This window comes from Shewanella sp. GJ50-10 (genome assembly GCF_055808815.1).
The window spans coordinates 647115-669245 of the sequence record NZ_JBVVSS010000001.1 but is presented as its reverse complement, the minus strand read 5'-3'; the positions used below and the strand labels follow the sequence as shown (position 1 = coordinate 669245).

The window sequence follows — 22131 nt, the reverse complement described above, 5'->3', positions numbered from 1 at the left end:
CATGGGCATTTTAAATAAAATTTTAACGGCGTTTCGTGGCGGAGCAAATGAAGTCGGCCAAAACATTGTCGATGCAAACTCTACCCGTATTTTTGAACAAGAAATCCGTGATGCAGAAAAGCATCTAACCAAAGCTAAACGTGAACTTACTGACGTTATGGCGAAAGAAATGCAAGCAAGCCGCGAAGTTGATCGCCTAAAGCGTAGCATTACAGAGCACGAAGGTTATGCCACTCAAGCACTTGAAAAAGACAACGAAGCATTAGCTATTGAAGTAGCTGAAAAGATTGCTCAACTTGATCAAGAACTTGCTGACCAAGAAACCGCTAACGCGAGCTTCTCTGCTCACGCGGTACGCTTGAAAGACTTAGTCAAGAAAACTGAACGTCAGTTAACTGATTATCAGCGTCAACTAAGTATGGTAAAGACCACTGAAAGTGTTCAAAAAGCCACAGCAACTATCACTGACTCATTCGCTTCAAGCAATTCGAAGCTGATGAATGCTAAAGACTCTTTAGAGCGCATTAAGGCACGTCAGCAATCATTTGATGACCGCCTACAAGCATCTGAAGCCTTAGCTGAAGAAAACAGCGACAAGTCTCTACATGCTAAATTAGCTGAAGCTGGCATCGGTGAGCAAAAATCTAGTGCCAATGCTGTATTAGATCGCCTAAAAGCGAAAAAAGGTTAATTAAGTTATGGGATTTCTAAGTGGCCTTTTCGGCAAGAAAGAAGCCCCTAAACGTCAGCTTGATCATGTGAATAAGCTACTCAAGGGAGATATGATCTCCCTTGATGATAGCTTTGCTTTACCTGAGCAACTGCGTGGGCAGCAACTTAAAGTTGAAGAAGTACATACCTATGAGTATGAACGTTCTCAGCAATGTGAGTGGTTACTTAGAGGCCATAGTGGAACTGCTATTTACCTCTCGTATCATCAAGAAGATGAAGCGTATTTAAGTTTTTCAATCAAGGTCAACCGAGCCGTTGTAGAACAGCTATTTGACTTAGACCAGTTTGGTCAAATTTTTGAAGAGCCCGGTAATGCAGAACTCACTACGCTTTCATTATCAAATGAATTAGATAGCGAATACGGGCGTTGGCTTGCTAGCGCATATCATCAAGTTGAGTTTGGCTGTTTTGGCTACTTCCACCGTGAAGATTATCGCGGTCAAAAACCGCCTCAAGATGATAGCAGTCAGCACCGTGGAAATGCTTTTGAAAGCTATTCATTAATTAATAATGAAGAATCCCAAGCCGTCGATATTGAGGTTTACGAAGGTGGCGATACAGATGTGATGTTGACACTTTATCGTCCAGTAACTGATATTCGCGAGTTTTGGCCAGCGAGTTAACATTCGCAAAATAAGGAGTAACACCTGTCATGAGTAAAGGTAAAAAATTACCAGATACATGGATTAAAAATCAGCAAGCAGCAAAAGCGACCCAAGTGGCTTTTGATCTCGATGAAAAGTTTCAATACTCAATTCGAAAAGCGGCGCTTGATGCAGGTGTTAGCCCTTCAGATCAAATTCGTTCAATCTTAGGTTTAGAAGTAACTAAACGCCCTAAACGACCAAGATTGACTGTGTCGCTAAGCCAAGATGATTACTCCATTTTAGCCAAACGATATGGACTTGAATCTGATGCACAGCTCGAAATAAAAAAGCGTGTATTAGATGATTTAGTCCAATTTGTTGATGTGTAGCTTATTGGTGCTTGTTTACTGACGTAATAACTTGATGATGTTTACTATGCTAATGCCTAGTTTGTTAACCATCACTTACAATTGCTATTAAATGAGTATCACATTGTTATCCACCGAACATTAAACACGCTTTCAAGCGTGTTTTTTTATGCCTTGAGATTGTGTCACTAGAGTTACATTGATAGCATTATTGCAGAGAATTTTGTAAAAACGGATTTTAAAATGATTGATAAAAAACGCTGGTCACTTAAAAGCTTAAATGGTCCTAGCCCATTTGATTTAGCCATGATGGTGTTATCTCTTTTTTCAGTCATCGTGGTGTTAATCCTGACCTTTGGCAATGTTGATGCTGAAACTCGAAGACTATTGCTGTTTATCGACCTCAGTATTTGCATAATTTTTATGTCACGATTCTTTTATGGTCTGGTAAAAGCGAGCAACAAAAAGTTTTATCTTCAGCACCATTGGATTGACTTTGTCGCCAGCATTCCAGCCATTGAAGCATTGCGTATCGCCCGTGTATTTCAAATTCTGCGAGTTATCCGCTTAATCAGAGTCAGTCGTACCCTGATCATGCCGCTGATTAAACAACGTAAACAAACCACGTTAGCCAGTTTGCTTCTTGCCATGGTGTTTATTCTAACCACTGCATCTATTGTGATTTTATTAGTTGAAGCGGGTGTAGAAGGTGCCAATATTGAAACCGCCGAACAAGCTATTTGGTGGACCTTAGTGACGATTTCAACTGTGGGATATGGTGATTACTACCCTGTAAGTACCGTCGGCCATGTTATTGGCGCACTTGTTATTATGAGTGGCGTAAGCTTTTTTGGTGTAATTTCAGGTTATATGGCTTCAGTTTTTGTTGCACCTGATGATAATGAGCGCAGTGAAAACAATAAAAAAGAAATCAAATTCGAACTTGAAAAGGTCATTACACGAATGGAACAGAATCAAGTTCAAATGGAAAAGAATCAACAACTGATGCTGGAAGAGATTTCCCGCCTACGAAAAGAAATCAATGATAAATAGCCGGCATAAAAAAACCTATCACCTTGATAGGTTTTCTTTTATTAGCAACTAGGTTGTTAACTATTAAATGACCAAATTAGTTTGTCATTACCAATAAGGTTGATTATTAAGCGCACTCTTACGCGAGTGTTCCATCGCAAATAATAAACTTTGCTCTTTATCCTCTAACCAGCCAGAAATATCCACCTCACTACCTTGGGTCAATTTGGCTAATAATTGATAACAACCTAAGGTTTGAATACCTAATGCTAAGTCTTGCCAAGGCGCACGAAACGCTTCTCTATCTTCTTCTTGATAAAGTTCACCATATGCAAAGCCAACCAAAATACTCTCATCTAATGCTTGAGCCACTTTTTGATAATCTAAACTATCCATCGCGGCACTGACAGGCATTGCATCAACAATTCTTTGCCATGAATCTTGTTGTAAGTGATTGGCAAACAAACCCAGTTCAGGGTAGTCGACCAGTTGATGACCACCATTAGTCGTTTTTAATAATAAATCTACTAACGATAATTGCAGTTGCCCGTATTCAGGCACTTGCCAAAGGTGAGCAAGCTTATGAGCCGAAACTAACTCAGTGACACTTTTTAATACCAATCCAGTTATGGCGGTTTTATTGACTCGTTTACCAAGTAGCTTTTTCTGTTCATCTAAAATGAGACTCAAACTCTGTAAAGGCTCAATGAACTGCATTTGCTGTTCTATTAATTCGAAATATTGCAGCACTTGTTTACTAAGCAAACCAAACTGACTCAAGGTCAATCTCAATAACCTGACACATGCTCGAAGCTGCATCCAAAGTTTAGCTTGGTGCGGTATATCCTGTGTTTCCAGCAATAAAGACTCGATGGTTTGCCAGCGCTCGATACCGGTTTCAAGTAAAACCTTAAGGGTTTTCAATAAACTCTTGTCTGTCGGCAAGCAAATATATTCAATATTTTCTAGCGGGGCTGAATGTTGATGACCCGATAATTGATAGCCTCGCTGCGCTTTACTCGCCTTACCTAAGCGAACAGGGATCAGTCGCGCAACTTCAATGGCCAAGTGTAATAAGGCTGAAGCTTCCCCTGCAAGTAGTTCAAACTCAATTTCACAAATCGATTCAGTCTGACCATCAGCAATCACATCACCTAAATCAAAAGCGACCTCTACTAAGCTGCCTTCTATATAAATATGCCAAGCCTGACGGGTAAAATTAGTTTCAAAAACACAGTGCAAGTCATCTTGTAGTGCATCAATATCGGCCTCATTCGGCCAAATTTCTTTAGGAAATAAATCAAGTGAAGGAGTATTTTGCTCGATAGTAATATTGTATTCAGGACGAGTGTGAATTCCACCTATCACCGAGCCTGCTGTTTTAATGGTTTGTTCAGTGAAGTTTTCACTATTTCTGACCCGTAAACCCATTTTCCAACGACGTATTTGTAATGTGGCTGTATCAAAATATTTATTTGATAAATGACGGGTTTCTTGCCGTGTTGATTTACTCATCCCATTGAGCAAACATATTAATAAATCATGATGTTGCGACTGCATAAACAGCTTAAGTTCTATCTCAGCGTCCATTGACTTCTTACTCGCCTTGTCATTAAATCTTCATAAATGCGTCATGATAAGTTCATAATGTCACATTTCTGTAATAAAAATCCCTTAGGATTGCGCAACTCAGTTCTATATACTGAGCGATAATAACTGTAGATTAAATTAAAAACACAGTTTCAATATGCGGACGCTTGAGGTAACATGCGCCCGTTTTTCCAACTTTGGAATCATTAAATAGGTTAACCGCAATGCCAGTAAACTCTATTTTAGGAGTGTTTGCAAAATCACCCCTTAAACCATTAGAACAGCATATAGATAAAGTACACGAATGTGCATCTTTACTAATTCCATTCTTTGAAGCTACAACTTCAGGTGACTGGGATGAGGCTGTGAATGTACGTAAGAAAATTAGCTTATTAGAAAATGACGCTGACGCGCTAAAGCGTGAAATTCGTCTTACCCTTCCTAGTGGGTTGTTTATGCCTGTAGAGCGTACTGACTTGCTTGAGTTATTAACTCAACAAGACAAAATCGCCAACAAAGCTAAAGACATCTCAGGCCGAATTATTGGTCGCCAATTAGTTTTCCCTCAACCAGTTCAAGCACCGTTTAACGCTTACCTCAAACGTTGTTTAGATGCTGTCTCTCTTGCTAAGCAAGCAATTAACGAACTCGATGACCTTCTAGAAACAGGTTTCCGTGGTCGTGAAGTCGAATTAGTCGCTAAGATGATCAATGAATTAGATCTGATTGAAGCTGATTCTGATGATTTGCAGATCCAAGTACGTCGTTTACTACTAAGCTTGGAAGCAGATTTGAATCCTGTCGATGTGATGTTTATGTACAAGATCATCGAATGGGTTGGAGGCTTGGCTGATTTAGCTGAGCGTGTAGGCTCTCGCCTAGAGTTAATGTTAGCTCGCAGTTCATAACTAAAAAGTTATCAAGGAAACAACATGGTTGATGTATTAGTCACCAATGGTCCAATACTAATTGGTATTGCGGCTGTATTTGGATTTCTGATGGCATGGGGTATTGGCGCAAATGACGTTGCTAATGCTATGGGTACCTCAGTAGGTTCCAACGCTATCACAATCAAACAAGCAATTATTATTGCTATGATTTTCGAGTTTGCCGGTGCTTATTTAGCAGGTGGCGAAGTCACAAGTACCATTCGTAAAGGTATTATTGACGCAAGCTTCTTCGTCGATTCACCTGAATTGTTGGTATACGGCATGATCGGCGCTTTATTAGCAGCTGGTTTGTGGTTAATCGCAGCGTCAGCTTTAGGCTGGCCAGTATCTACTACTCACTCTATCATTGGCGCCATCGTAGGTTTCGCTGCTGTAGGTGTAGGGACTGAAGCGGTTGAATGGGGTAAAGTTGTTGGCATTATCGGCTCATGGGTGGTGACACCTGCGATTTCCGGGTTTATTGCTTTCATGCTATTCCAAAGTGTTCAAAAGTTAATTTTCAACACTGATGACCCGTTAGCAAACGCAAAACGTTATGTGCCTTTTTACATGGGACTTGCAGGCTTTATCATGTCGCTTGTGACTATCACAAAAGGACTTAAGCACGTTGGTCTTCACTTCTCAACCGTTGAAGCTTATGGCTTAGCACTCGCTGTTGCTATTGGTGTAGGGATTTTTGGTAAGGTAGCAATTGGTCGTTTAAACATGCCAACCAATGTTAACCGTCAAGCAGAATATGCCAACGTAGAAAAAGTCTTTGCTATCTTAATGGTCGTAACAGCTTGTTGTATGGCGTTCGCCCATGGCTCAAATGACGTTGCTAACGCAATTGGCCCATTAGCAGCAGTTGTTTCTGTTGTTAACAGTGGCGGTGAAATTGAGTCGAAAGCTGCTTTAGCATGGTGGATCCTTCCTTTAGGTGCTGTTGGTATCGTAATGGGTCTAGCTATCTTTGGTAAGCGTGTAATGAAAACCATTGGTAAAAACATTACTCACCTAACGCCAAGCCGTGGTTTTGCTGCTGAATTAGCTGCAGCGTCTACCGTTGTTATTGCTTCTGGTACTGGTCTTCCTATCTCAACAACACAAACACTTGTTGGTGCTGTTTTAGGTGTGGGAATGGCACGTGGTATCGCAGCGATTAATATCGGTGTAGTCCGTAACATTGTCATCTCTTGGGTTGTTACTCTCCCAGCAGGTGCTGCATTATCTATCTTATTCTTCTTCACCATTAAAGGTGTATTTAGCTAAGATAGCTAATTGCTAAAATGCTATAAAAGCCGGTCATGAAAATGCCCGGCTTTTTTGTATCTGTCGATTAACAGCCAAGAGTTATTCTGCCTAACCTTATTTTTACCGCTTTTTTAGCTAAAAAATCACGTTTACATCAGTAATCCCGCTTATTTAAATAAGACTTTGACGTTCTTCCTTGCAATCAAGACGCTAAATAAATAGCATGACGGATAGTTCTAATGGTATGGAAAAATAACGTGTTCAGAATGCTTACAATAGTAGCCTTGCTACTTCTCTCTAAAGGTTTAATGGCTCAAACGCATTACATTACTGACGATGTGTTTATTTACATCCACGGTGGTCCAGGTACTCAGTATCGTATTTTAGGCAGCATTGAAGCCGGCCAAACAATTACGTTATTAAACGAGACTCAAAATGATTACAGTAAAATTCGTGATCATAAAGATCGTGAAGGTTGGGTAAAATCTGACTTAATTGAAACTGGTTCTAGTTTACGAACTCGCTTACCTATTGTTGAAGCTGAACTCGCGCAGACCAAAGCAACCTTAGCGCAATTAGATCAAAGTTCAGAATCAGTTGCTCGTGAGCTGACATCGTCAAATAATCAAATTTCTTCTTTGCAATCTGAGTTAGCAAAAGTCACCAATGAACGTGATACCGCCAATCAACAGCTGCAATCGATTAAAGACAATGCCCAATCAAAAATGTGGCAACAAGGTGCTCTAATTGCTGGTTTAGGGGCATTAATTGGTATTATCTTGGTTTACCTACCAAGACCTCAGCGCAAGCAGAAAAGTCGCTGGATGTAAGCTCTATAGATTTTCTAATATTAAAAGCCAATGCAATGCATTGGCTTTTTTGTTTATGTGCTGATTCCAAAGCTAACTCAAAACCCAAAACCCCAAGCTTAAGTTTTAAGCTATTTCAAATCTGCTTTGTTCACCTTAGATATTTCCAATCGACCAATACACCAGCATAGATATCGGCAGCTAACTGAACAAATAGTAAACTAACTGGTTTATGAACACTTTACTCTAATGCCAGACTTGCTCAGTATTCCCTCTCACACAACACTTTTTAATCGCAAATGTTAATTTAACAAAACAAAATATAGTGCACTTTGTAAAAGTTAACCCAGAAGCAAAGAAGTCTAGACGTCTAGATTGACACTAATTTGCAGATCTCCTATGCTTGCCAGACCTTAAGAAGTCATCATAATACTACTTATTAATAAAGATTTTGCTAAAGTAGTTGATTACATCAAAAGACGCTTAACCCGTTTTACTAAAATTAATAAGATTGAAATCAATAAGACAATAAGAGAGACGACCTTGACGACACAAAACACCACCACGACGAGCCCAGCCTCCTTTATCGCTTTATTGCCGCTATTCGCCTTCTTAGCCCTATTTATTGGCGCTGGCGTATACTTCCAAAGCCAAGGGGTAGATTTTGCTTTCTATCAGCTACCAAGTGTTATTGCTATTTTACCAGCGATCATTTTGGCCTTGCTTTTATCTAAGCAGAAATTAAATCAATCTATCGATACTTTTATTGCTGGTATCGGACACAGCAACATCATCGCGATGTGTTTAATTTATTTACTTGCTGGTGCATTTGCTTCGGTCGCAAAAGCAACTGGCGGTGTTGATGCAACTGTGGCATTGGGTCTATCAATGATCCCGTCAAGCATGTTGCTACCTGGCTTCTTCGTTATTGCAGCCTTTATTGCCACAGCAATGGGAACGTCAATGGGTACCATCGCTGCTGTAGCACCAATCGCATTAGGTGTGGCTGATCAGGCACAGATTGACTATGCATTAATGGCTGGCGCTGTTATGTCTGGTGCATTATTCGGTGATAACTTATCAATTATTTCTGATACTACGATTGCGGCCACTCGTACCCAAGGGTGCGAAATGAAAGATAAGTTCCGTGAGAACTTAATCTTCGCCCTACCAGCATCACTTATTACTTTGGTTTTATTTGCTTTCGCAGGTCAAGGCCAAGCTGAAGTGGCAGCGCAAGAAATTGATATCATCAATGTCATCCCTTACTTAACGATTCTGTTTTTAGCCGTTGCAGGTGTAAACGTATTTGTAGTCCTAACCGTAGGTATTTTACTCGCCGGCGCAACAGGATTGTTTGTTGCTGATTACGGCGTGATTCAATTTGGGCAAGATATTTATGCAGGTTTCACTAACATGCAAGAAATCTTCATTCTTTCTATGTTAGTTGGTGGTTTAGCCGCATTAATGCAGCAACAAGGTGGATTGAAGTTTGTTAGCGAGAAAATTGAATCACTGATTAAACGTTTCTCTAAAGCCAAAGGTGGCACTTCAACTCGTGCAGCTGAATTAGGTATGGCAAGCATTGTTGCAGCAACCAATACCTGTGTAGCAAACAATACGGTATCGATTGTTGTCGCTGGTGACATTGCTAAAGATTTAGCTCAAAAACATGGTGTTGAGCCAAAGCGTGCAGCAAGTGTATTGGATATATTTGCATGTATCGTTCAAGGTCTCATTCCTCATGGTGCACAGGCTTTATTAATTGCTTCAACTTTTGCAATAAGCCCAATCGCTGCGATATCGAATGCTTGGTATTGCATGATATTAGCAGTTGTTGCTATCGCCATCGTTATTCTACGTAAGCGTCACTAAGCAACGCGCTAGCACAAATTTTACCCCATTATTAAACCTGATATTGATTTGCCATATGGCAGTTAATATCAGGTTTTTACGTATTTCAGTTAATGAAATATGTAATTTAATGATAATCTGTCTTTACGATTAGGCTAATAAAAGCTGGTAAATCCTGCTCATGTCCCAGACTATTGAAGTAAATAAACATTACGATTTACATTTAATGATTATTTTCATGTCTTTAGCGACGGCGCTAATTAGCGGGTTAGGTATAGGGACAGCTTTAATTGCTGAAGTTTCTCGTTTAGGCGTCAGCCCTCTCAGCATCCGAGCTGATACTTTAGGTGATTATTTGACCTCGCCATTGGCCATTGTTTACAACATGGGCCTTGTCATTGGCGGAGCTTGTTTAATGCTATCAATGCTTGCGCGTTATTTCGTTTTTGAAGATTTTTATAGTCGAACCATTACTATCACGGGGGCTACTTTAGGGGTATTGATCGTATTAATCGGTATTTTCCCAATTAACTTCCTCGAACAACATCGCTTCTTTTCTACGGGTTATCTCATTTGTACCTTCATGCTCCACAGTTTTTGTTTTATTGATTACTTCAGAAAAAATAGCTCTCTTAGCACATCTTTATTTGGCTTTAACATTGTTGGGTTAATTTTTTCAGTCGCATTAATGTACTTACTTAACTGGTCAATATTAGATTTTGATCCCTGTACTCACAAACTCAATGATATCTGCTGGGTATCATTAGTCATGTGGGTGCTAACCCAAGCCAATATCCTATGGTGTGTGGTACTGGGGTTAAATATGAAAAAGATGATAAAATCCCAACAAAATCAGCTTTCGACTCTAACATTTGCGAGCCATTAGCCTTGCCTGTCAAAATGCGTTTAGAGCAGTACCTCGCCCATTGTGGTGTCAGTTCAAGACGCCAAGCACAGCGCCTCATTGCCGCTGGTCGAGTCAGCTTTAACGGCCAACTCGCCACAGCATTAGACAGGGTTAGCGAGTCCGCGGTTAACCCTAATATTTTATTGGATGGGGCGCCAATTGCGCCAATTGAGAGTAAGCAGTATTGGCTGTATCACAAACCTGTTGGTATTGATTGCCGCTTATTGCCTGACCTTCCTTCAAGTCTCATTCACCTATTGCCTCCAGCACCAAGACTTTACCCCGCAGGAAGATTAGACAAGGATTCTCGTGGGCTGTTACTGCTCACTAATGATGGTGAGTTAACACATAGATTAATGCACCCAGATTTTGGCCATGAAAAAGTCTACCTAGTGACTGTTGATCGCAACTTCACTGGGGATTTCATTACCCAAATGAGTCAAGGAGTAAGTTACCGTGACGTCACCACTAAGCCTTGTAAAGTCGTCGCAATAAGTGACAATCAATTTGAAATAACTCTAACTCAAGGGTTAAACAGACAGATCCGCAGAATGGCTAAAGCACTGGGATTTAACGTAGTTGATTTAGTCCGTCTGAGTATGATGAATTGCGAGTTATCAGCTCTAGCAGAAACAAAAATGCGGCCCCTAGAGGCCGCAGAGATTTCAATTTTAAGGCACTTACTTAAACTCTAGGTGCCGCTTTCTTGAATTTTAAAATTACTTAACGATTTCCATCTCTTCAAGCAAGTTGTCAGCATTATCTAAATACTTCATTACCCACAACATATAACGGCTGTCTACTTGAATAGAACGGTTAGTTTCAGGATCGTAACCCCAATCACCAATAATACTTTCGTAAACACCATCAAATAGCAGACCGACAAGTTCAGCGCGGCCATTTAAGGTCGGTGAACCAGAGTTACCACCGGTTGTATCAAGGGTAGATAAAAAGTTAACCGGAACAGAATCAAGCGACTTCACATAGTAATCGCCGTATTGTTTCTGGTTAATCAACTCAAGTTGTTTAGCTGGTGCATCAAATGGGTCAGCGCCAGTATCTTTTGCAACAATACCTTCTAAGCGTGTGAATGGTACAGCCACTAAACCATCTTGTGGGCTGTAGCCTTTCACATTACCCACAGTCACTCGTAAGCTAGAGTTTGCATCGGCATATACAGGCTTATCTAGTTCGCGGTTATAAGCGATAATAGCGTCCATGTATTGAGGACGTACTTTCATCAAGTCACCAGCAAGTTGCTTCTTGTCGAGCTCACGCTTCATTCTTTCATCATAAGTACTGACGGCATACTGAATGAATGGATCCTTCGATTTTTTAAACTCTGCGACAGATTTGTCCATCCACGCTAAGCGGGCTTCTTTGTCCGATAATGTCGTTTTAGCGTACATTTTATCGAGATTCTTGGTGAACTTAGCTTCATCAAACTTTTTACCAATAGCGAATGCTTTATCAAATGCTGGTAAACGCTGCTCAGTTGGCAACGCGGCATAACGTTTGATTAAATCCGCAAGCATGGCTTTATCAACACTAGCAGCATAACGACGTTCAATACGCTCCATACCAGAAGTAAAGTTAGTCATATCACGTTCTTGATAACCCGGCTCGCGTTCCATATCTGGTAACGCTTTTTCGTTAGCAAGTCGATATAAACGGCTCGCTGTGCTCATCATGGTGCTATAGCCCATGTAACTTAACAGTAAATCGCGCTCTTGATCTTGTTGACTCTTGGCAATCAACTTATCTAATTCAGCCAGTGTTTCGCCATATTGCGATTGACGCTTTTTATCGGCTTGTATCCATTTAGCCAGTTTTTGCTCAAGACCTTTACGTTCTTCAAGCATCGGTGACTTACCGTAAAACTCAATCATAGAGGTAAAGTTTTTGGCGTAGTTAGCTAAACCTGCGATAGAGCTTTCATATTTAATTCGCTCGTCACTGCCTTCTGGTGCGGTTTCTTTAATGATTTCGATCAATCGCTCGCGTAAAATCTTACCTTCTGGATATGCCCATTCAAACTGGTTTTCTACTTCGTTTGCTGTGCGGTAACGGTTTGTGCGACCAGGGTAGCCGGCAACCATAACAAAATCGCCATCACTCACACCTTTAGCCGATACTTTTAAAAAGCTTTTTGGCTCGTAAGGTACATTGTCTTTGCTGAAATCAGCAGGTTTACCGTCTTTACCAACATAAGCTCGGTAAAAAGAGAAGTCACCGGTATGACGTGGCCACATCCAGTTATCGATATCGCCACCATATTTACCCACACTACCCGCTGGGTTATAAGTTAAGCGTACATCACGAATTTCCATTTGTTTAACTAAGTAATATTCAAGTCCGCCGTGAAAGCTGTATACCTTACAGCGGTAACCGTCTTCGGCTTCACACTCAGCAACAAGGGCTTTCTCTTTTTGCTCAATCCCTTTATAAAAGTCGTTACCCACTTTATTCATTTCGCCAGATTTTACTTGCTCAGTCACATCGGTAACTTCTTCAGTCACAAAGATGCGAGAACCTGGCGTTGCCGGTAATTCATCAGCATAGGTTTTTGCTAAAAAACCGTCTTTTAATAAGTTTTTCTCTGGCGTTGAGTTGTACTGGATTGAGCCATAAGCACAGTGATGGTTAGTAACCACTAAGCCCTTAGGTGAAACAAATGATGCCGTACAGCCACCAAGACTGATCACTGCATTCATAGGATATTCAGTCAATTTAGAAATTGAGTTAACGTCAATTTCCAACCCTTTCGATTTTAATTCATCAGCCATTGCAGGTAACTGATAAGGCTGCCACATTCCTTCATCTGCTTGAGAGGCAAATGATGCCAATATTGCAGCGCTTAATAACCATGTTTTCATTGTAATAATTCCATTTTTTAAGTTAGTACACATTGTGACTTATTATTCTTTTACGCCGATTACTTAAAGCCTATTGCAGAGAAAATGACTGTAAAATCATCATTTAGGTCTAAGTCAGGTTAAACACTCAGTATGTTTGACCCACAAAAAAGTCAGGCATATAGCCTGACTTTATCATATAGGAACAAATTAAAAATAGCGGTTGTAAAACTCCGTTACATTCTTATTGCTATCATCTAACCTAAACTGTTCATTTTTTGTGTCAGTTTAGCCTAAAGCGACCATCAACTGAGCCAGAACAATTAATACACCCAGTAAACCTGTAATACCTAAAGCGAGATTACCGCCGCTAACTTGGTAGCCTTCCATTTGTGCTTTACGTTGCTTAAGTGCCATCGCTATCGGTAAGAATATAATCATTACAACTAATGGAATTGCAGCAAAACCAAGTACCTGGAAGAACCCATCAGGATAGTAAAGCGCACAAAGTAATGGTGGTACAAAGGTAATTAACCATGTTTTAGCACGACCTGCGGTGTCATCTTTTGCACGCGTAAGTTCTGCAACATAGTCGAATAAACTCATGGTCACACCCAAAAATGACGTCACTAAGGCAAGGTTGGCAAATAAATCAATAAACTGGCTGACAATGGCCGACTGAGCAACACCTTGCAACGCCGTTACTAACTCAGGTAATGAACCAGCAAATCCATGAACAGTCTCACCGCCCAATGTTCCTAGCGTCACAAGTATCCACAAGATGTAGCAAAATAGCGGAATTGTAGAACCAATTAATAAGATTTTTCGCAGTGACATCGCATCGCCATCAAGGTAGCGCACGATAGTTGCAATACACACATGAAAACCAAACGATGTAAACACAACAGGGATAGCGGCAAGCCATAACTGGTCAAGCTTGTCACCTTCAGCAACGTTGGCAGAAAAGTTAGTCAATGAAGCAACAATGTTCACTTCAGGTAATAAGAAAGCCACCACTAACACCAACAAGACGATCATCGAAGTAAATAAAACTCGGGAAATTTTATCAATCCATTTTACGCCAACAGCAATTACACCACCAAAAACCAGAGTAAATAATAGCACTGACACTTGATTGTTTAAGTCAACACCAAGTAAAGGCTCTAAACGGGATTCAAGTAATGAAGAACCGCCCATTAGATACACCATGGTGAGAGCAAATAACAAGCTTAGAAAAGAAGCCCCCTGAATTAACTGGCCAACTTTACCTAGAGTTTTACCGGTAATGCCGTGTACGTTGTCACCGACACCTGCACGTAAATTAATTTCTAGCATCAGTAATGAGGTATACGCTGATAATCCCCAAATCACTACCAGCAATAAAATTGCCGGCATAATACCTAATGCTGCTGTAGCAAGGGGTAAAGCTAACATGCCCCCACCAATCGCAGTTCCAGCCACAATGGCTATTGAGCCAAGCATTTTTAAATTCAAAACATGAGTCCCATTTAATTTTATTTATTGGTCGTTATAGTGCGCAGCTGAAGTCTTATTGATGATCCATACTACGAATTCGACATTATCAGATGCTTCTTGTAACAAGCAATAGGTATAGACAGATAAAGGCTTACAAGCGCGTTAATAAACAATTACGCAACAAACCATTAAAAACTTTAACGCAACAATTTTGCAATGGCGTAGCATTACAACACTACATTAATTATTACCGTAGAAATGAATGAAGATGACAAGAAACGAGATGTGGGGTGTAGAAGATATTTTAGCCTAATATCTCATTGAGACTTAACCTTAGACAACTGCTGTAGGCTAACAGGTTATTACCTTTAAACAAGCATAAAAAAGCTGAAACCATGGTTTCAGCTTTTTAAATAACTATCGATGTTTCTGCTAACTTCGTAGTGAGTTTCTAAAACTAATCACCGAAATCATCGAGTAGAATATTTTCTTCTTCAACACCTAAGCTTTCTAGCATGCTGATAACTGAAGAGTTCATGATTGGAGGGCCACACATGTAGAACTCGCAATCTTCTGGTGCTTTATGGTCTTTGAGATAGTTCTCAAGTAACACGGTATGAATAAAGCCTGTATATCCCTGCCAATTATCCTCTGGTAAAGGATCTGACAGCGCTACGTGCCACTCAAAATTATCATTTTCAGCCGCTAACATATCGAAATCTTCTTGATAGAAAATCTCTCTCGCTGAACGCGCACCATACCAAAATGTCATTTTGCGTTTGGTTTGCTTACTCTTTAATTGATCAAAGATATGCGAACGCATTGGTGCCATACCTGCACCACCACCAACAAATACCATTTCAGCATCAGTCTCTTTTACAAAGAATTCACCGAATGGGCCTGAGATAATGACTTTATCACCTGCTTTAAGGTTAAAGATGTATGATGACATTTGACCTGGTGGTAAATCATTATTCGGCGGTGTTGCAATACGTACATTCAGCATAATTCGCCCTTGCTCATCAGGGTAATTTGCCATTGAATAAGCACGTAACACATCTTCATCAACCGTAGACACTAAGTTAAATAACTCAAAGCGCTCCCAGTCATCACGGTACTGCTCAGGAATATCAAAGTCGGCATATTTCACTTCATGGGCTGGTGCTTCAATCTGAATATAGCCACCCGCTTTGAAATGAACCTCTTCGCCCTCTGGCACTTTAAGCAATAACTCTTTAATGAATGTCGCTTGGTTATTATTGGAAATAACCTCACACTGCCACTTTTTAACACCAAAGATTTCTTCGTCGACTTCTAATTCCATATCAGTACGTACTGCTACCTGACAGGCTAAACGACAGCCTTCTTTCGCTTCTTTCTTGGTGATATGGTCAAGCTCTGTCGCTAAAATATCGCCACCACCTGATTTAACGGTTACGCGGCACTGTCCACAAGTACCACCACCGCCACATGCAGATGGAATAAAGATATTTTTACCCGCCAAAGCTCCCAGCAGTTTATCTCCCGCGGGAGTGCGCACACTTTTGTCGGCTTCACCATTGATCCCAATAGTGACATCACCAGTATTCACCAATTTACTTTTGGCGAATAAAATTACGATCACTAGCAAACTTACCACTATGGTAAACATGCCTATGCCAATTGCCATTTCCATTAAATGTACCTTCTCAACAATTTGTCATCACTCAGAGAATTCATATTCGATTGCATTGTCATTTCTAAGCACCACACTATAAGGTAATTCCTGCGAAAGACATGAAACCCAGCGCCATTAAACCTGTGGTAATAAAGGTGATACCGATACCTTGTAACCCTAGCGGTATAGCATGAAACTTCATTCGCTCACGAAGACCAGCTAACAAGATAATCGCCATTGCCCAGCCCACAGCGCTACCACCTGCAAACACCATAGACTCAACCAAGTTGTAATCACGGTTTGCCATAAAGATAACTCCTGCAAAAATCGCACAGTTAACGGTTAGCAGTGGTAAGAAAATACCTAGGGATTGATACAAGGTTGGAATATAACGTTCAAGGAACATTTCCAAAATTTGTACCAAGGCTGCAATCACCCCAATAAAGGTAATAAGCTGCAAATAGCTTAGATTTAACTCAGGAAAACCAGCCCAAGCAAGTGCTCCAGGCGCGAGTACATTTACGTAGATAACTTGGTTCAAAGGCACAGCGAGCATCATCACAACGATAACAGCAATACCTAAGCCAAAAGACGTTGATACCTTTTTAGATACCGCAAGGAACGTACACATACCTAAGAAAAATGACAGCGCCATGTTGTCGATAAACGCGGCTTGAATAAATAAATTAATATAATGTTCCATCGCCATTATCCTCTCTTACGCTGCACAACATTGATCGCCCAAATCATCACGCCGATCAAAAAGAATGCACTTGGTGGCAAGGTAAACATTTCATTTGCGAGATACCAACCACCGTTTTCAATTGTGGTAAATATCTCATGACCAAATAATGTTCCGCGTCCAAGAAGCTCACGTACAAACGCGACCCCAAGTAGTATCACGCCATAACCCATGGCATTACCTAACGCATCGACTAATGCCAAATGCGGTGGGTATTTCATCGCGAAAGCTTCTGCACGACCCATGATGATACAGTTAGTGATAATCAAACTCACGAACACCGATAACTGCTTTGAAAGCTCATAAGCAACATCTTGCAGCACCATATCAACAATAATTACCAAAGAAGCAATTACGGTCATTTGGGCAATAATACGTACACTATTAGGGATGAAGTTACGAATGGTCGAAATGATTAAGTTCGACATCACCAATACAAAGGTTACCGCCAGTGTCATCACCAATGCCGTTTGCATTGAGTTACTGACAGCCAGCGCTGAACAGACCCCAAGCACTTGCATCGCGACTGGATTGTTAGCAAATATTGGCGAGGTTAAAATCTGCTTTGTAGATATTGAACTACTCATTATTTAGCCTCCGTCGTAGCAAACTGCTTGAGGAAAGTTTGATAGCCTTCAACGCCAAACCAAAACTCAACAGCACGTTGAATACCAACACCGGTTCTGGTTGCACCACTTACGCCATCAACGCCATGAATGTCGCCTTCTTTAGCTCCACCCTTAACAACTTTAATCGACATTTTGCCGCTCTCATCGAATAGTTGCTTACCTTTCCATAAGTCAGTCCATTCTGAATCAGTGACAAAATCGGCAATGCCTGGCGTTTCACCATGTTCGTAAAAAATAATGTTTTCTACTGTGTTTAAGTCAGGTTTTACAGCTAAATAACCATAAATCATTGACCATAAACCTTTGCCGTAAATCGGCATCACTAAGCTAGAGAGTTCACCGCTTTCATTTCGCACTTCAAAAATACGGATATTGTCAGCGCGAGTTTTAATCTTAGCGGTATCTTTTTTAGGTTTAGATGAGGTTTCAGGATTAATTGCCGCCATACGCTCATCTAAATCCAGTAAGTTCTCTTGCGCAACAAACTCTCCAGACTCTAGATTCACTAATTTTGGCGTAACGCGTTCGCTAAACAATTCACGAAAATCGCCCGCGCTGATATCAACATTGGCTGCACGTAATACAAATTGCTGCACTTCATCACGTTTTTTAACCAGTTTACGTTCTTTAAGAATTTCAACGGTACCCGTGATCATAAACGAACAAACTAAACTCAGGCTGATGATAAAGATCATCGTGCCTGCGACAGTATCTTTCTTAAAGGCCATGACGTTTTAGTCTCCGTTTAATGTTGGCGCGAGCCACCAGATAATCGAATAGCGGAGCCCATAAATTAGCAAATAGAATTGCCAACATTATGCCCTCAGGTAACTTCACGTTGAGTACTCGAATTAATACCGTCATAAAGCCAATCAAAGCGCCATAAGCATATTTAGCATTACGAGTATATGAGGCGGTTACAGGATCTGTTGCCATAAACATCATACCCAAGGCAAAACCACCAGTAACTAGATGCCAAGTCCACGGCATAGCTGCGATTGAGTTCTTTGCAGGGCCAAATAGATTGAACAAAATAGCAGTGGCTATCATGCCTAATAATACGCCAGCAACGACTCGCCAATCAGCAACTCGAGTTAACAACAACACGCCGCCGCCAATTAAAATTGCTAAAGTGCTGGTTTCACCAATCGAACCCGGAGTGAAACCTAAAAATGCATCCATCCACTTAGGATCTGACAACGCGCCTAACCAGCTCACATCGGCATATAGATTAGCGCGACTTGCAGCAGCTTCTGTTAGCGTTGTTGCACCAGCGAAGCCATCAACAGCAACAAACTGGCTAATTGCAGCCACTTCTGTTGGATAAGCAAAGTAAATAAAGGCGTAACCTGCAAGCGCAGGATTTAGGAAGTTATATCCCATGCCGCCAAACATTTCTTTGGCAACAATCACCCCGAAACTCACACCGACGGCGATAATCCAAAGCGGCGTCGATACAGGAACAATTATCGAGAATAATAAAGCGGTAATGAAAAAGCCTTCGTGCAACTCTTGCTTGCGCATTTTGGCAAAAACAACTTCCCAAAATAAACACACGACTAATGTGGCCAGATAAATCGGCACATAATAACTTGCGCCGTAAGCAAACAAACTTATCAAACCTGATTGCTCTGTCAGTTGACCAAACAATGCTGCGAATATAACTAATTGCCAGCTTTCTGGCTGGGTAGCACCTGAGGCAATAGCCACTTGTGCTTGTAAACCTAGGTTATACATTCCGAAAAACAATACGGGTAATAAACACATACCCACAATGTGCATGGTGCGTTTTACATCAATCGCGTCACGAACATGCACTTTACCTTTAGTGCTGCGGCCACGAGCGATCCATAAAGAGCGCAAATAGCTTTTCATCGAGTGACCATGAGCGTAATAACGCTCTTGCTTACCCGGTTTGTTCTGTTGCTGACTCATTAACCTTCCCTCTCGATGATATCTAGGCAAGCACGTAACTCTTTACCAAAGTCATATTTACCAGGGCAAACAAAAGTACATAAAGCTAAATCTTCTTCATCTAACTCTAATGCACCAAGTAATTGCGCTTCATCGGTATCTCTCACCACTAAATCTCTTACCAATAAAGTAGGCAAAATATCTAACGGCATTACGCGAGCCAATTGGCCAAATGCCATCATGGCGCGCGGGGAGCCACCAGCATGCGTGGTGAAATCAAATAATTTTTTAGTGCGACTAAAGCCCGACATCATGATGCCAGTTAAAGAGAACTTTTCTTTGTTGCGTTTAACCCAAGGTAAAAGCTCATGACGAGCATTTTCAGTTAATACACACACTTGAGAGTGATAACGGCCAAGGTAGTTATAAACACCGATTGCGGTATGCCCTGAAAGCACAGAACCTGACACCACTCGTGAGTGGACGTCTTTAATTTCGTTATCAACCAATTCACTTAAATCACTACCAAGTTGAGTACGAAGTAATCGCGGCTTTAATACGTTCGGGCCAGCTAAAGCAACGACCCTTTCATTAAACAGCTCACCAGTTTGGAATAGCTTGCCAAAAGCAATCACATCTTGGTAGCCAATATGCCAAACCACATTTTCAATATTAACTGGGTGTAATAAATGTATATGAGTACCTACAAGGCCTGCAGGGTGAACACCACCAAACTGATGAGATTCAACTTGCTCAATGTCATTTCCAGGTAAAGCTTCACCTTCGTCATGACATAACATCACTTTGCCGTCGGTTAAGCGAGTTAACGCCTGCATACCGACATTAAATGCTTGTTGATGTTCAGCAATGATAATCCGAGGGTCTGCAGCTAAAGGGTTGGTATCCATCGCTGTAACGAAAATTGCAGTAGGTTCAGTTTCAATCGCAGGAATACGAGAAAAAGGACGAGTTCGAAGTGCAGTCCATAAGCCACTTTTTACTAAGTTAGCTTTTACAGCTTCTCGAGATAAAGACAACACATTATCTGTTGATTCAAAGCTGACAGACTCATCACCTTCACAGCGAATCACCACCGATAATAATACACGCTTTTCGCCGCGGTTTATTGCGATGACTTCACCACTAGCGGGAGCTGTGAATATGACTCCAGGTGTTTTTTTATCTTCAAAAAGGGCTTGGCCTTTTTTAACCATGTCCCCTTCCTCAACAAGCATTGTCGGTTTAAGGCCGACATATTCTTCACCAAGGATAGCGACACGCGTCGTTTGTTTTTTCGATTCAATGATTTGTTGCGGTTGACCCGCAATAGGCACATCGAGGCCTCGTTTAATTGTTATAACCTGATTTGAGGATCCAGCCATTACTTGTAACCTTTAAAATTCAGATACCACATAATAAATAATTTTGTGAGCTAAATCCGCTATTAAAGTCACACCTTTTAAAAAAAATGTGAAATAAATGTACAGATAAAATAGCTTCACGCTTGAAAAGTTGATCTTGATCCGATATTTAATTTCAATTTCGGAAGTTTAAAACACCAAAAAAGAGAAAGAATTCAACGAAAGTCGCTCACGTAGCATAAGACACTATCAAACAACATAGACTGAGATCACAGTAAACTCAATAATATATGAATGACAATTACATGAAAAATAAATGAGGTTGTTACAGAAGAGGTTCGGTTTACCCGTTATTGTTAAATAATAAGCGTATAACGCAATAAATAGGTAAAAAAAGACTGATATGATTATTCAGTCTTTCTGGATGCTGGTGAAAAAATAAAATATTTAACCTTATAAACTCACATTGTTTGGTAGTTTGATGTCGGTCTCTTCAGCAGGATTAAACCAGTTCAATGTATCTGCTAATTGAACCACTTCACCGATAATCATCAATGCTGGCATTTTCAAAGCTGGATCGGCTGCCAATTGCCGTAATTCACTCAACTTGCCGATAAAACGTTGCTGTGATGAGGTTGTCGCCTTTGAAACGATTGCTACAGGCGTATCGGGGCTTCGGCCATGACTCATTAACCCTTCACTAATAATATTGGCATTCAAAATCCCCATATAAACTACCAAGGTATTGTTAGTATTAGCATAACCTTGCCAATCCATTGGGCGACTTTCTAATTGACAATGCCCTGTAATAAACGAAACACCTTGGGCATAGTCACGATGTGTTAACGGGATCCCTGCATAGGCTGAAGTACCACTTGCAGCAGTTATGCCTGGCACAACCTCAAAGCTCACGTCGCTCTCAACTAAAGTTTGTAGTTCTTCGCCACCACGACCAAATATAAACGGGTCACCACCTTTTAAACGCACTACATTTTTGCGGGTATAAGCTTTAGTGACGAGTAATTGATTGATTTCATCTTGAGCTGCACTGTGTTTACCAGCACGCTTTCCAACAGCAATTTTCTCTGCATGTTGTGGGATTAAATCGAGGATATCTTGGCTTACTAGGGCGTCATATAACACAGCATCAGCTTGTTTGAGCACTCTATAGGCTTTCAATGTCAGTAATTCAACATCACCTGGGCCTGCACCAACTAACCAGACTTTTCCTTTGGCCTCTTGACCTGATATTGAAACTAACGCCATTACCAATAACTCTTGATTATTTATTTGAGGTTAAATATAACCGTTTACATATTCCATATATAATAGATAAAACTTAGCTTTTATTCTTTTTAGTTATATATCTATTAAACAACTTACTGCACTACTGTCACTACTAACGCTTGGTTACCGCAAGAATGCTTTACATTGC

20 protein-coding genes are annotated in these 22131 nt (G+C 40.7%); 10 read left to right on the top strand and 10 right to left on the bottom strand.

Features of this window, described 5'->3' with window-relative positions; translation table 11 throughout:
- Window position 1: 1 nt before the first annotated feature.
- The 4 genes from AC0L4E_RS02680 to AC0L4E_RS02665 all read left to right on the top strand — a co-directional run bounded on the left by AC0L4E_RS02680 (window position 2) and on the right by AC0L4E_RS02665 (window position 2740).
- Window positions 2-691, top strand: a complete 690-nt coding sequence (locus tag AC0L4E_RS02680) for a PspA/IM30 family protein (protein ID WP_473677885.1) — start codon at window positions 2-4, stop codon at window positions 689-691.
- Between the two features lie 7 nt (window positions 692-698).
- Window positions 699-1355 carry a hypothetical protein gene (locus tag AC0L4E_RS02675; protein ID WP_220753442.1) on the top strand — a complete coding sequence of 219 codons (657 nt, stop codon included), beginning with the start codon at window positions 699-701 and terminating at the stop codon, window positions 1353-1355.
- 29 nt (window positions 1356-1384) lie between these two features.
- Window positions 1385-1708 (top strand): hypothetical protein, encoded by a 324-nt coding sequence (locus tag AC0L4E_RS02670; RefSeq protein WP_220753441.1) that lies wholly within the window; start codon window positions 1385-1387, stop codon window positions 1706-1708.
- 222 nt (window positions 1709-1930) lie between these two features.
- A complete protein-coding gene (locus AC0L4E_RS02665) occupies window positions 1931-2740 on the top strand; it encodes an ion transporter (RefSeq protein WP_473677884.1) in 810 nt (269 codons plus the stop codon).
- An 87-nt stretch (window positions 2741-2827) separates the two neighbouring features.
- Here the strand turns inward: AC0L4E_RS02665 and AC0L4E_RS02660 are convergent, their stop codons facing one another.
- Window positions 2828-4309: a CYTH domain-containing protein gene (locus AC0L4E_RS02660; RefSeq protein ID WP_473677883.1), complete on the bottom strand. Its 1482-nt coding sequence runs from the start codon at window positions 4307-4309 to the stop codon at window positions 2828-2830.
- A 224-nt stretch (window positions 4310-4533) separates the two neighbouring features.
- On the opposite strand from AC0L4E_RS02660, the gene AC0L4E_RS02655 reads away from it, so the two are divergent.
- The 6 genes from AC0L4E_RS02655 (at window position 4534) to AC0L4E_RS02630 (ending at window position 10757) form a co-directional block, all read left to right on the top strand.
- A complete protein-coding gene (locus AC0L4E_RS02655; RefSeq protein WP_473677882.1) occupies window positions 4534-5217 on the top strand; it encodes a TIGR00153 family protein in 684 nt (227 codons plus the stop codon).
- Between the two features lie 24 nt (window positions 5218-5241).
- On the top strand, window positions 5242-6510 hold the full coding sequence (locus AC0L4E_RS02650) for an inorganic phosphate transporter (RefSeq protein ID WP_473677881.1): 1269 nt from the start codon (window positions 5242-5244) through the stop codon (window positions 6508-6510).
- 248 nt (window positions 6511-6758) lie between these two features.
- The gene (locus AC0L4E_RS02645) at window positions 6759-7322 is read left to right on the top strand and encodes a TIGR04211 family SH3 domain-containing protein (RefSeq protein ID WP_473677880.1); all 564 of its coding nucleotides are present in this window, start codon (window positions 6759-6761) and stop codon (window positions 7320-7322) included.
- 495 nt (window positions 7323-7817) lie between these two features.
- Window positions 7818-9176 (top strand): Na+/H+ antiporter NhaC family protein, encoded by a 1359-nt coding sequence (locus tag AC0L4E_RS02640; RefSeq protein WP_473681478.1) that lies wholly within the window; start codon window positions 7818-7820, stop codon window positions 9174-9176.
- 160 nt (window positions 9177-9336) lie between these two features.
- Complete coding sequence (locus AC0L4E_RS02635) at window positions 9337-10041, top strand: DUF998 domain-containing protein (RefSeq protein ID WP_473677879.1); 705 nt, start codon at window positions 9337-9339, stop codon at window positions 10039-10041.
- A gap of 14 nt (window positions 10042-10055) precedes the next feature.
- The gene (locus AC0L4E_RS02630) at window positions 10056-10757 is read left to right on the top strand and encodes an RNA pseudouridine synthase (protein WP_473681476.1); all 702 of its coding nucleotides are present in this window, start codon (window positions 10056-10058) and stop codon (window positions 10755-10757) included.
- 24 nt (window positions 10758-10781) lie between these two features.
- Here the strand turns inward: AC0L4E_RS02630 and AC0L4E_RS02625 are convergent, their stop codons facing one another.
- The 9 genes from AC0L4E_RS02625 to cobA all read right to left on the bottom strand — a co-directional run bounded on the left by AC0L4E_RS02625 (window position 10782) and on the right by cobA (window position 21962).
- On the bottom strand, window positions 10782-12938 hold the full coding sequence (locus AC0L4E_RS02625) for a S46 family peptidase (protein ID WP_473677878.1): 2157 nt from the start codon (window positions 12936-12938) through the stop codon (window positions 10782-10784).
- Between the two features lie 267 nt (window positions 12939-13205).
- Window positions 13206-14411, bottom strand: a complete 1206-nt coding sequence (locus tag AC0L4E_RS02620) for an amino acid permease (protein WP_285164291.1) — start codon at window positions 14409-14411, stop codon at window positions 13206-13208.
- Window positions 14412-14850: 439 nt separating this feature from the next.
- Window positions 14851-16068: an NADH:ubiquinone reductase (Na(+)-transporting) subunit F gene (gene nqrF / locus AC0L4E_RS02615; RefSeq protein WP_473677877.1), complete on the bottom strand. Its 1218-nt coding sequence runs from the start codon at window positions 16066-16068 to the stop codon at window positions 14851-14853.
- Between the two features lie 76 nt (window positions 16069-16144).
- Window positions 16145-16753 (bottom strand): NADH:ubiquinone reductase (Na(+)-transporting) subunit E, encoded by a 609-nt coding sequence (nqrE, locus tag AC0L4E_RS02610; RefSeq protein WP_055025195.1) that lies wholly within the window; start codon window positions 16751-16753, stop codon window positions 16145-16147.
- A gap of 5 nt (window positions 16754-16758) precedes the next feature.
- A complete protein-coding gene (locus AC0L4E_RS02605) occupies window positions 16759-17379 on the bottom strand; it encodes an NADH:ubiquinone reductase (Na(+)-transporting) subunit D (RefSeq protein WP_473677876.1) in 621 nt (206 codons plus the stop codon).
- Entirely contained in the window at window positions 17379-18149 is a 771-nt protein-coding gene (locus AC0L4E_RS02600) for a Na(+)-translocating NADH-quinone reductase subunit C (protein WP_473677875.1), read from the bottom strand. Before AC0L4E_RS02600 ends, AC0L4E_RS02605 begins: the two co-directional genes overlap by 1 nt.
- Window positions 18139-19356 carry an NADH:ubiquinone reductase (Na(+)-transporting) subunit B gene (locus tag AC0L4E_RS02595; protein ID WP_473677874.1) on the bottom strand — a complete coding sequence of 406 codons (1218 nt, stop codon included), beginning with the start codon at window positions 19354-19356 and terminating at the stop codon, window positions 18139-18141. Before AC0L4E_RS02595 ends, AC0L4E_RS02600 begins: the two co-directional genes overlap by 11 nt.
- Window positions 19356-20717 (bottom strand): Na(+)-translocating NADH-quinone reductase subunit A, encoded by a 1362-nt coding sequence (locus AC0L4E_RS02590; RefSeq protein WP_473677873.1) that lies wholly within the window; start codon window positions 20715-20717, stop codon window positions 19356-19358. Before AC0L4E_RS02590 ends, AC0L4E_RS02595 begins: the two co-directional genes overlap by 1 nt.
- Window positions 20718-21149: 432 nt before the next feature.
- Complete coding sequence (gene cobA / locus AC0L4E_RS02585; RefSeq protein WP_473677872.1) at window positions 21150-21962, bottom strand: uroporphyrinogen-III C-methyltransferase; 813 nt, start codon at window positions 21960-21962, stop codon at window positions 21150-21152.
- Window positions 21963-22131 lie beyond the last annotated feature (169 nt).

Coding starts and splice junctions, on each gene's coding strand:
- AC0L4E_RS02625 (WP_473677878.1), bottom strand. CDS start 12,938: ATGAAAACATGGTTATTAAGCGCTGCAATATTGGCATCATTTGCCTCT.
- nqrE (WP_055025195.1), bottom strand. CDS start 16,753: ATGGAACATTATATTAATTTATTTATTCAAGCCGCGTTTATCGACAAC.
- AC0L4E_RS02600 (WP_473677875.1), bottom strand. CDS start 18,149: ATGGCCTTTAAGAAAGATACTGTCGCAGGCACGATGATCTTTATCATC.
- AC0L4E_RS02605 (WP_473677876.1), bottom strand. CDS start 17,379: ATGAGTAGTTCAATATCTACAAAGCAGATTTTAACCTCGCCAATATTT.
- AC0L4E_RS02595 (WP_473677874.1), bottom strand. CDS start 19,356: ATGAGTCAGCAACAGAACAAACCGGGTAAGCAAGAGCGTTATTACGCT.
- AC0L4E_RS02590 (WP_473677873.1), bottom strand. CDS start 20,717: ATGGCTGGATCCTCAAATCAGGTTATAACAATTAAACGAGGCCTCGAT.
- AC0L4E_RS02645 (WP_473677880.1), top strand. CDS start 6,759: ATGCTTACAATAGTAGCCTTGCTACTTCTCTCTAAAGGTTTAATGGCT.
- AC0L4E_RS02635 (WP_473677879.1), top strand. CDS start 9,337: ATGTCCCAGACTATTGAAGTAAATAAACATTACGATTTACATTTAATG.
- AC0L4E_RS02630 (WP_473681476.1), top strand. CDS start 10,056: ATGCGTTTAGAGCAGTACCTCGCCCATTGTGGTGTCAGTTCAAGACGC.
- AC0L4E_RS02655 (WP_473677882.1), top strand. CDS start 4,534: ATGCCAGTAAACTCTATTTTAGGAGTGTTTGCAAAATCACCCCTTAAA.
- AC0L4E_RS02665 (WP_473677884.1), top strand. CDS start 1,931: ATGATTGATAAAAAACGCTGGTCACTTAAAAGCTTAAATGGTCCTAGC.
- nqrF (WP_473677877.1), bottom strand. CDS start 16,068: ATGGAAATGGCAATTGGCATAGGCATGTTTACCATAGTGGTAAGTTTG.
- AC0L4E_RS02670 (WP_220753441.1), top strand. CDS start 1,385: ATGAGTAAAGGTAAAAAATTACCAGATACATGGATTAAAAATCAGCAA.
- AC0L4E_RS02660 (WP_473677883.1), bottom strand. CDS start 4,309: ATGGACGCTGAGATAGAACTTAAGCTGTTTATGCAGTCGCAACATCAT.
- AC0L4E_RS02650 (WP_473677881.1), top strand. CDS start 5,242: ATGGTTGATGTATTAGTCACCAATGGTCCAATACTAATTGGTATTGCG.
- cobA (WP_473677872.1), bottom strand. CDS start 21,962: ATGGCGTTAGTTTCAATATCAGGTCAAGAGGCCAAAGGAAAAGTCTGG.
- AC0L4E_RS02675 (WP_220753442.1), top strand. CDS start 699: ATGGGATTTCTAAGTGGCCTTTTCGGCAAGAAAGAAGCCCCTAAACGT.
- AC0L4E_RS02680 (WP_473677885.1), top strand. CDS start 2: ATGGGCATTTTAAATAAAATTTTAACGGCGTTTCGTGGCGGAGCAAAT.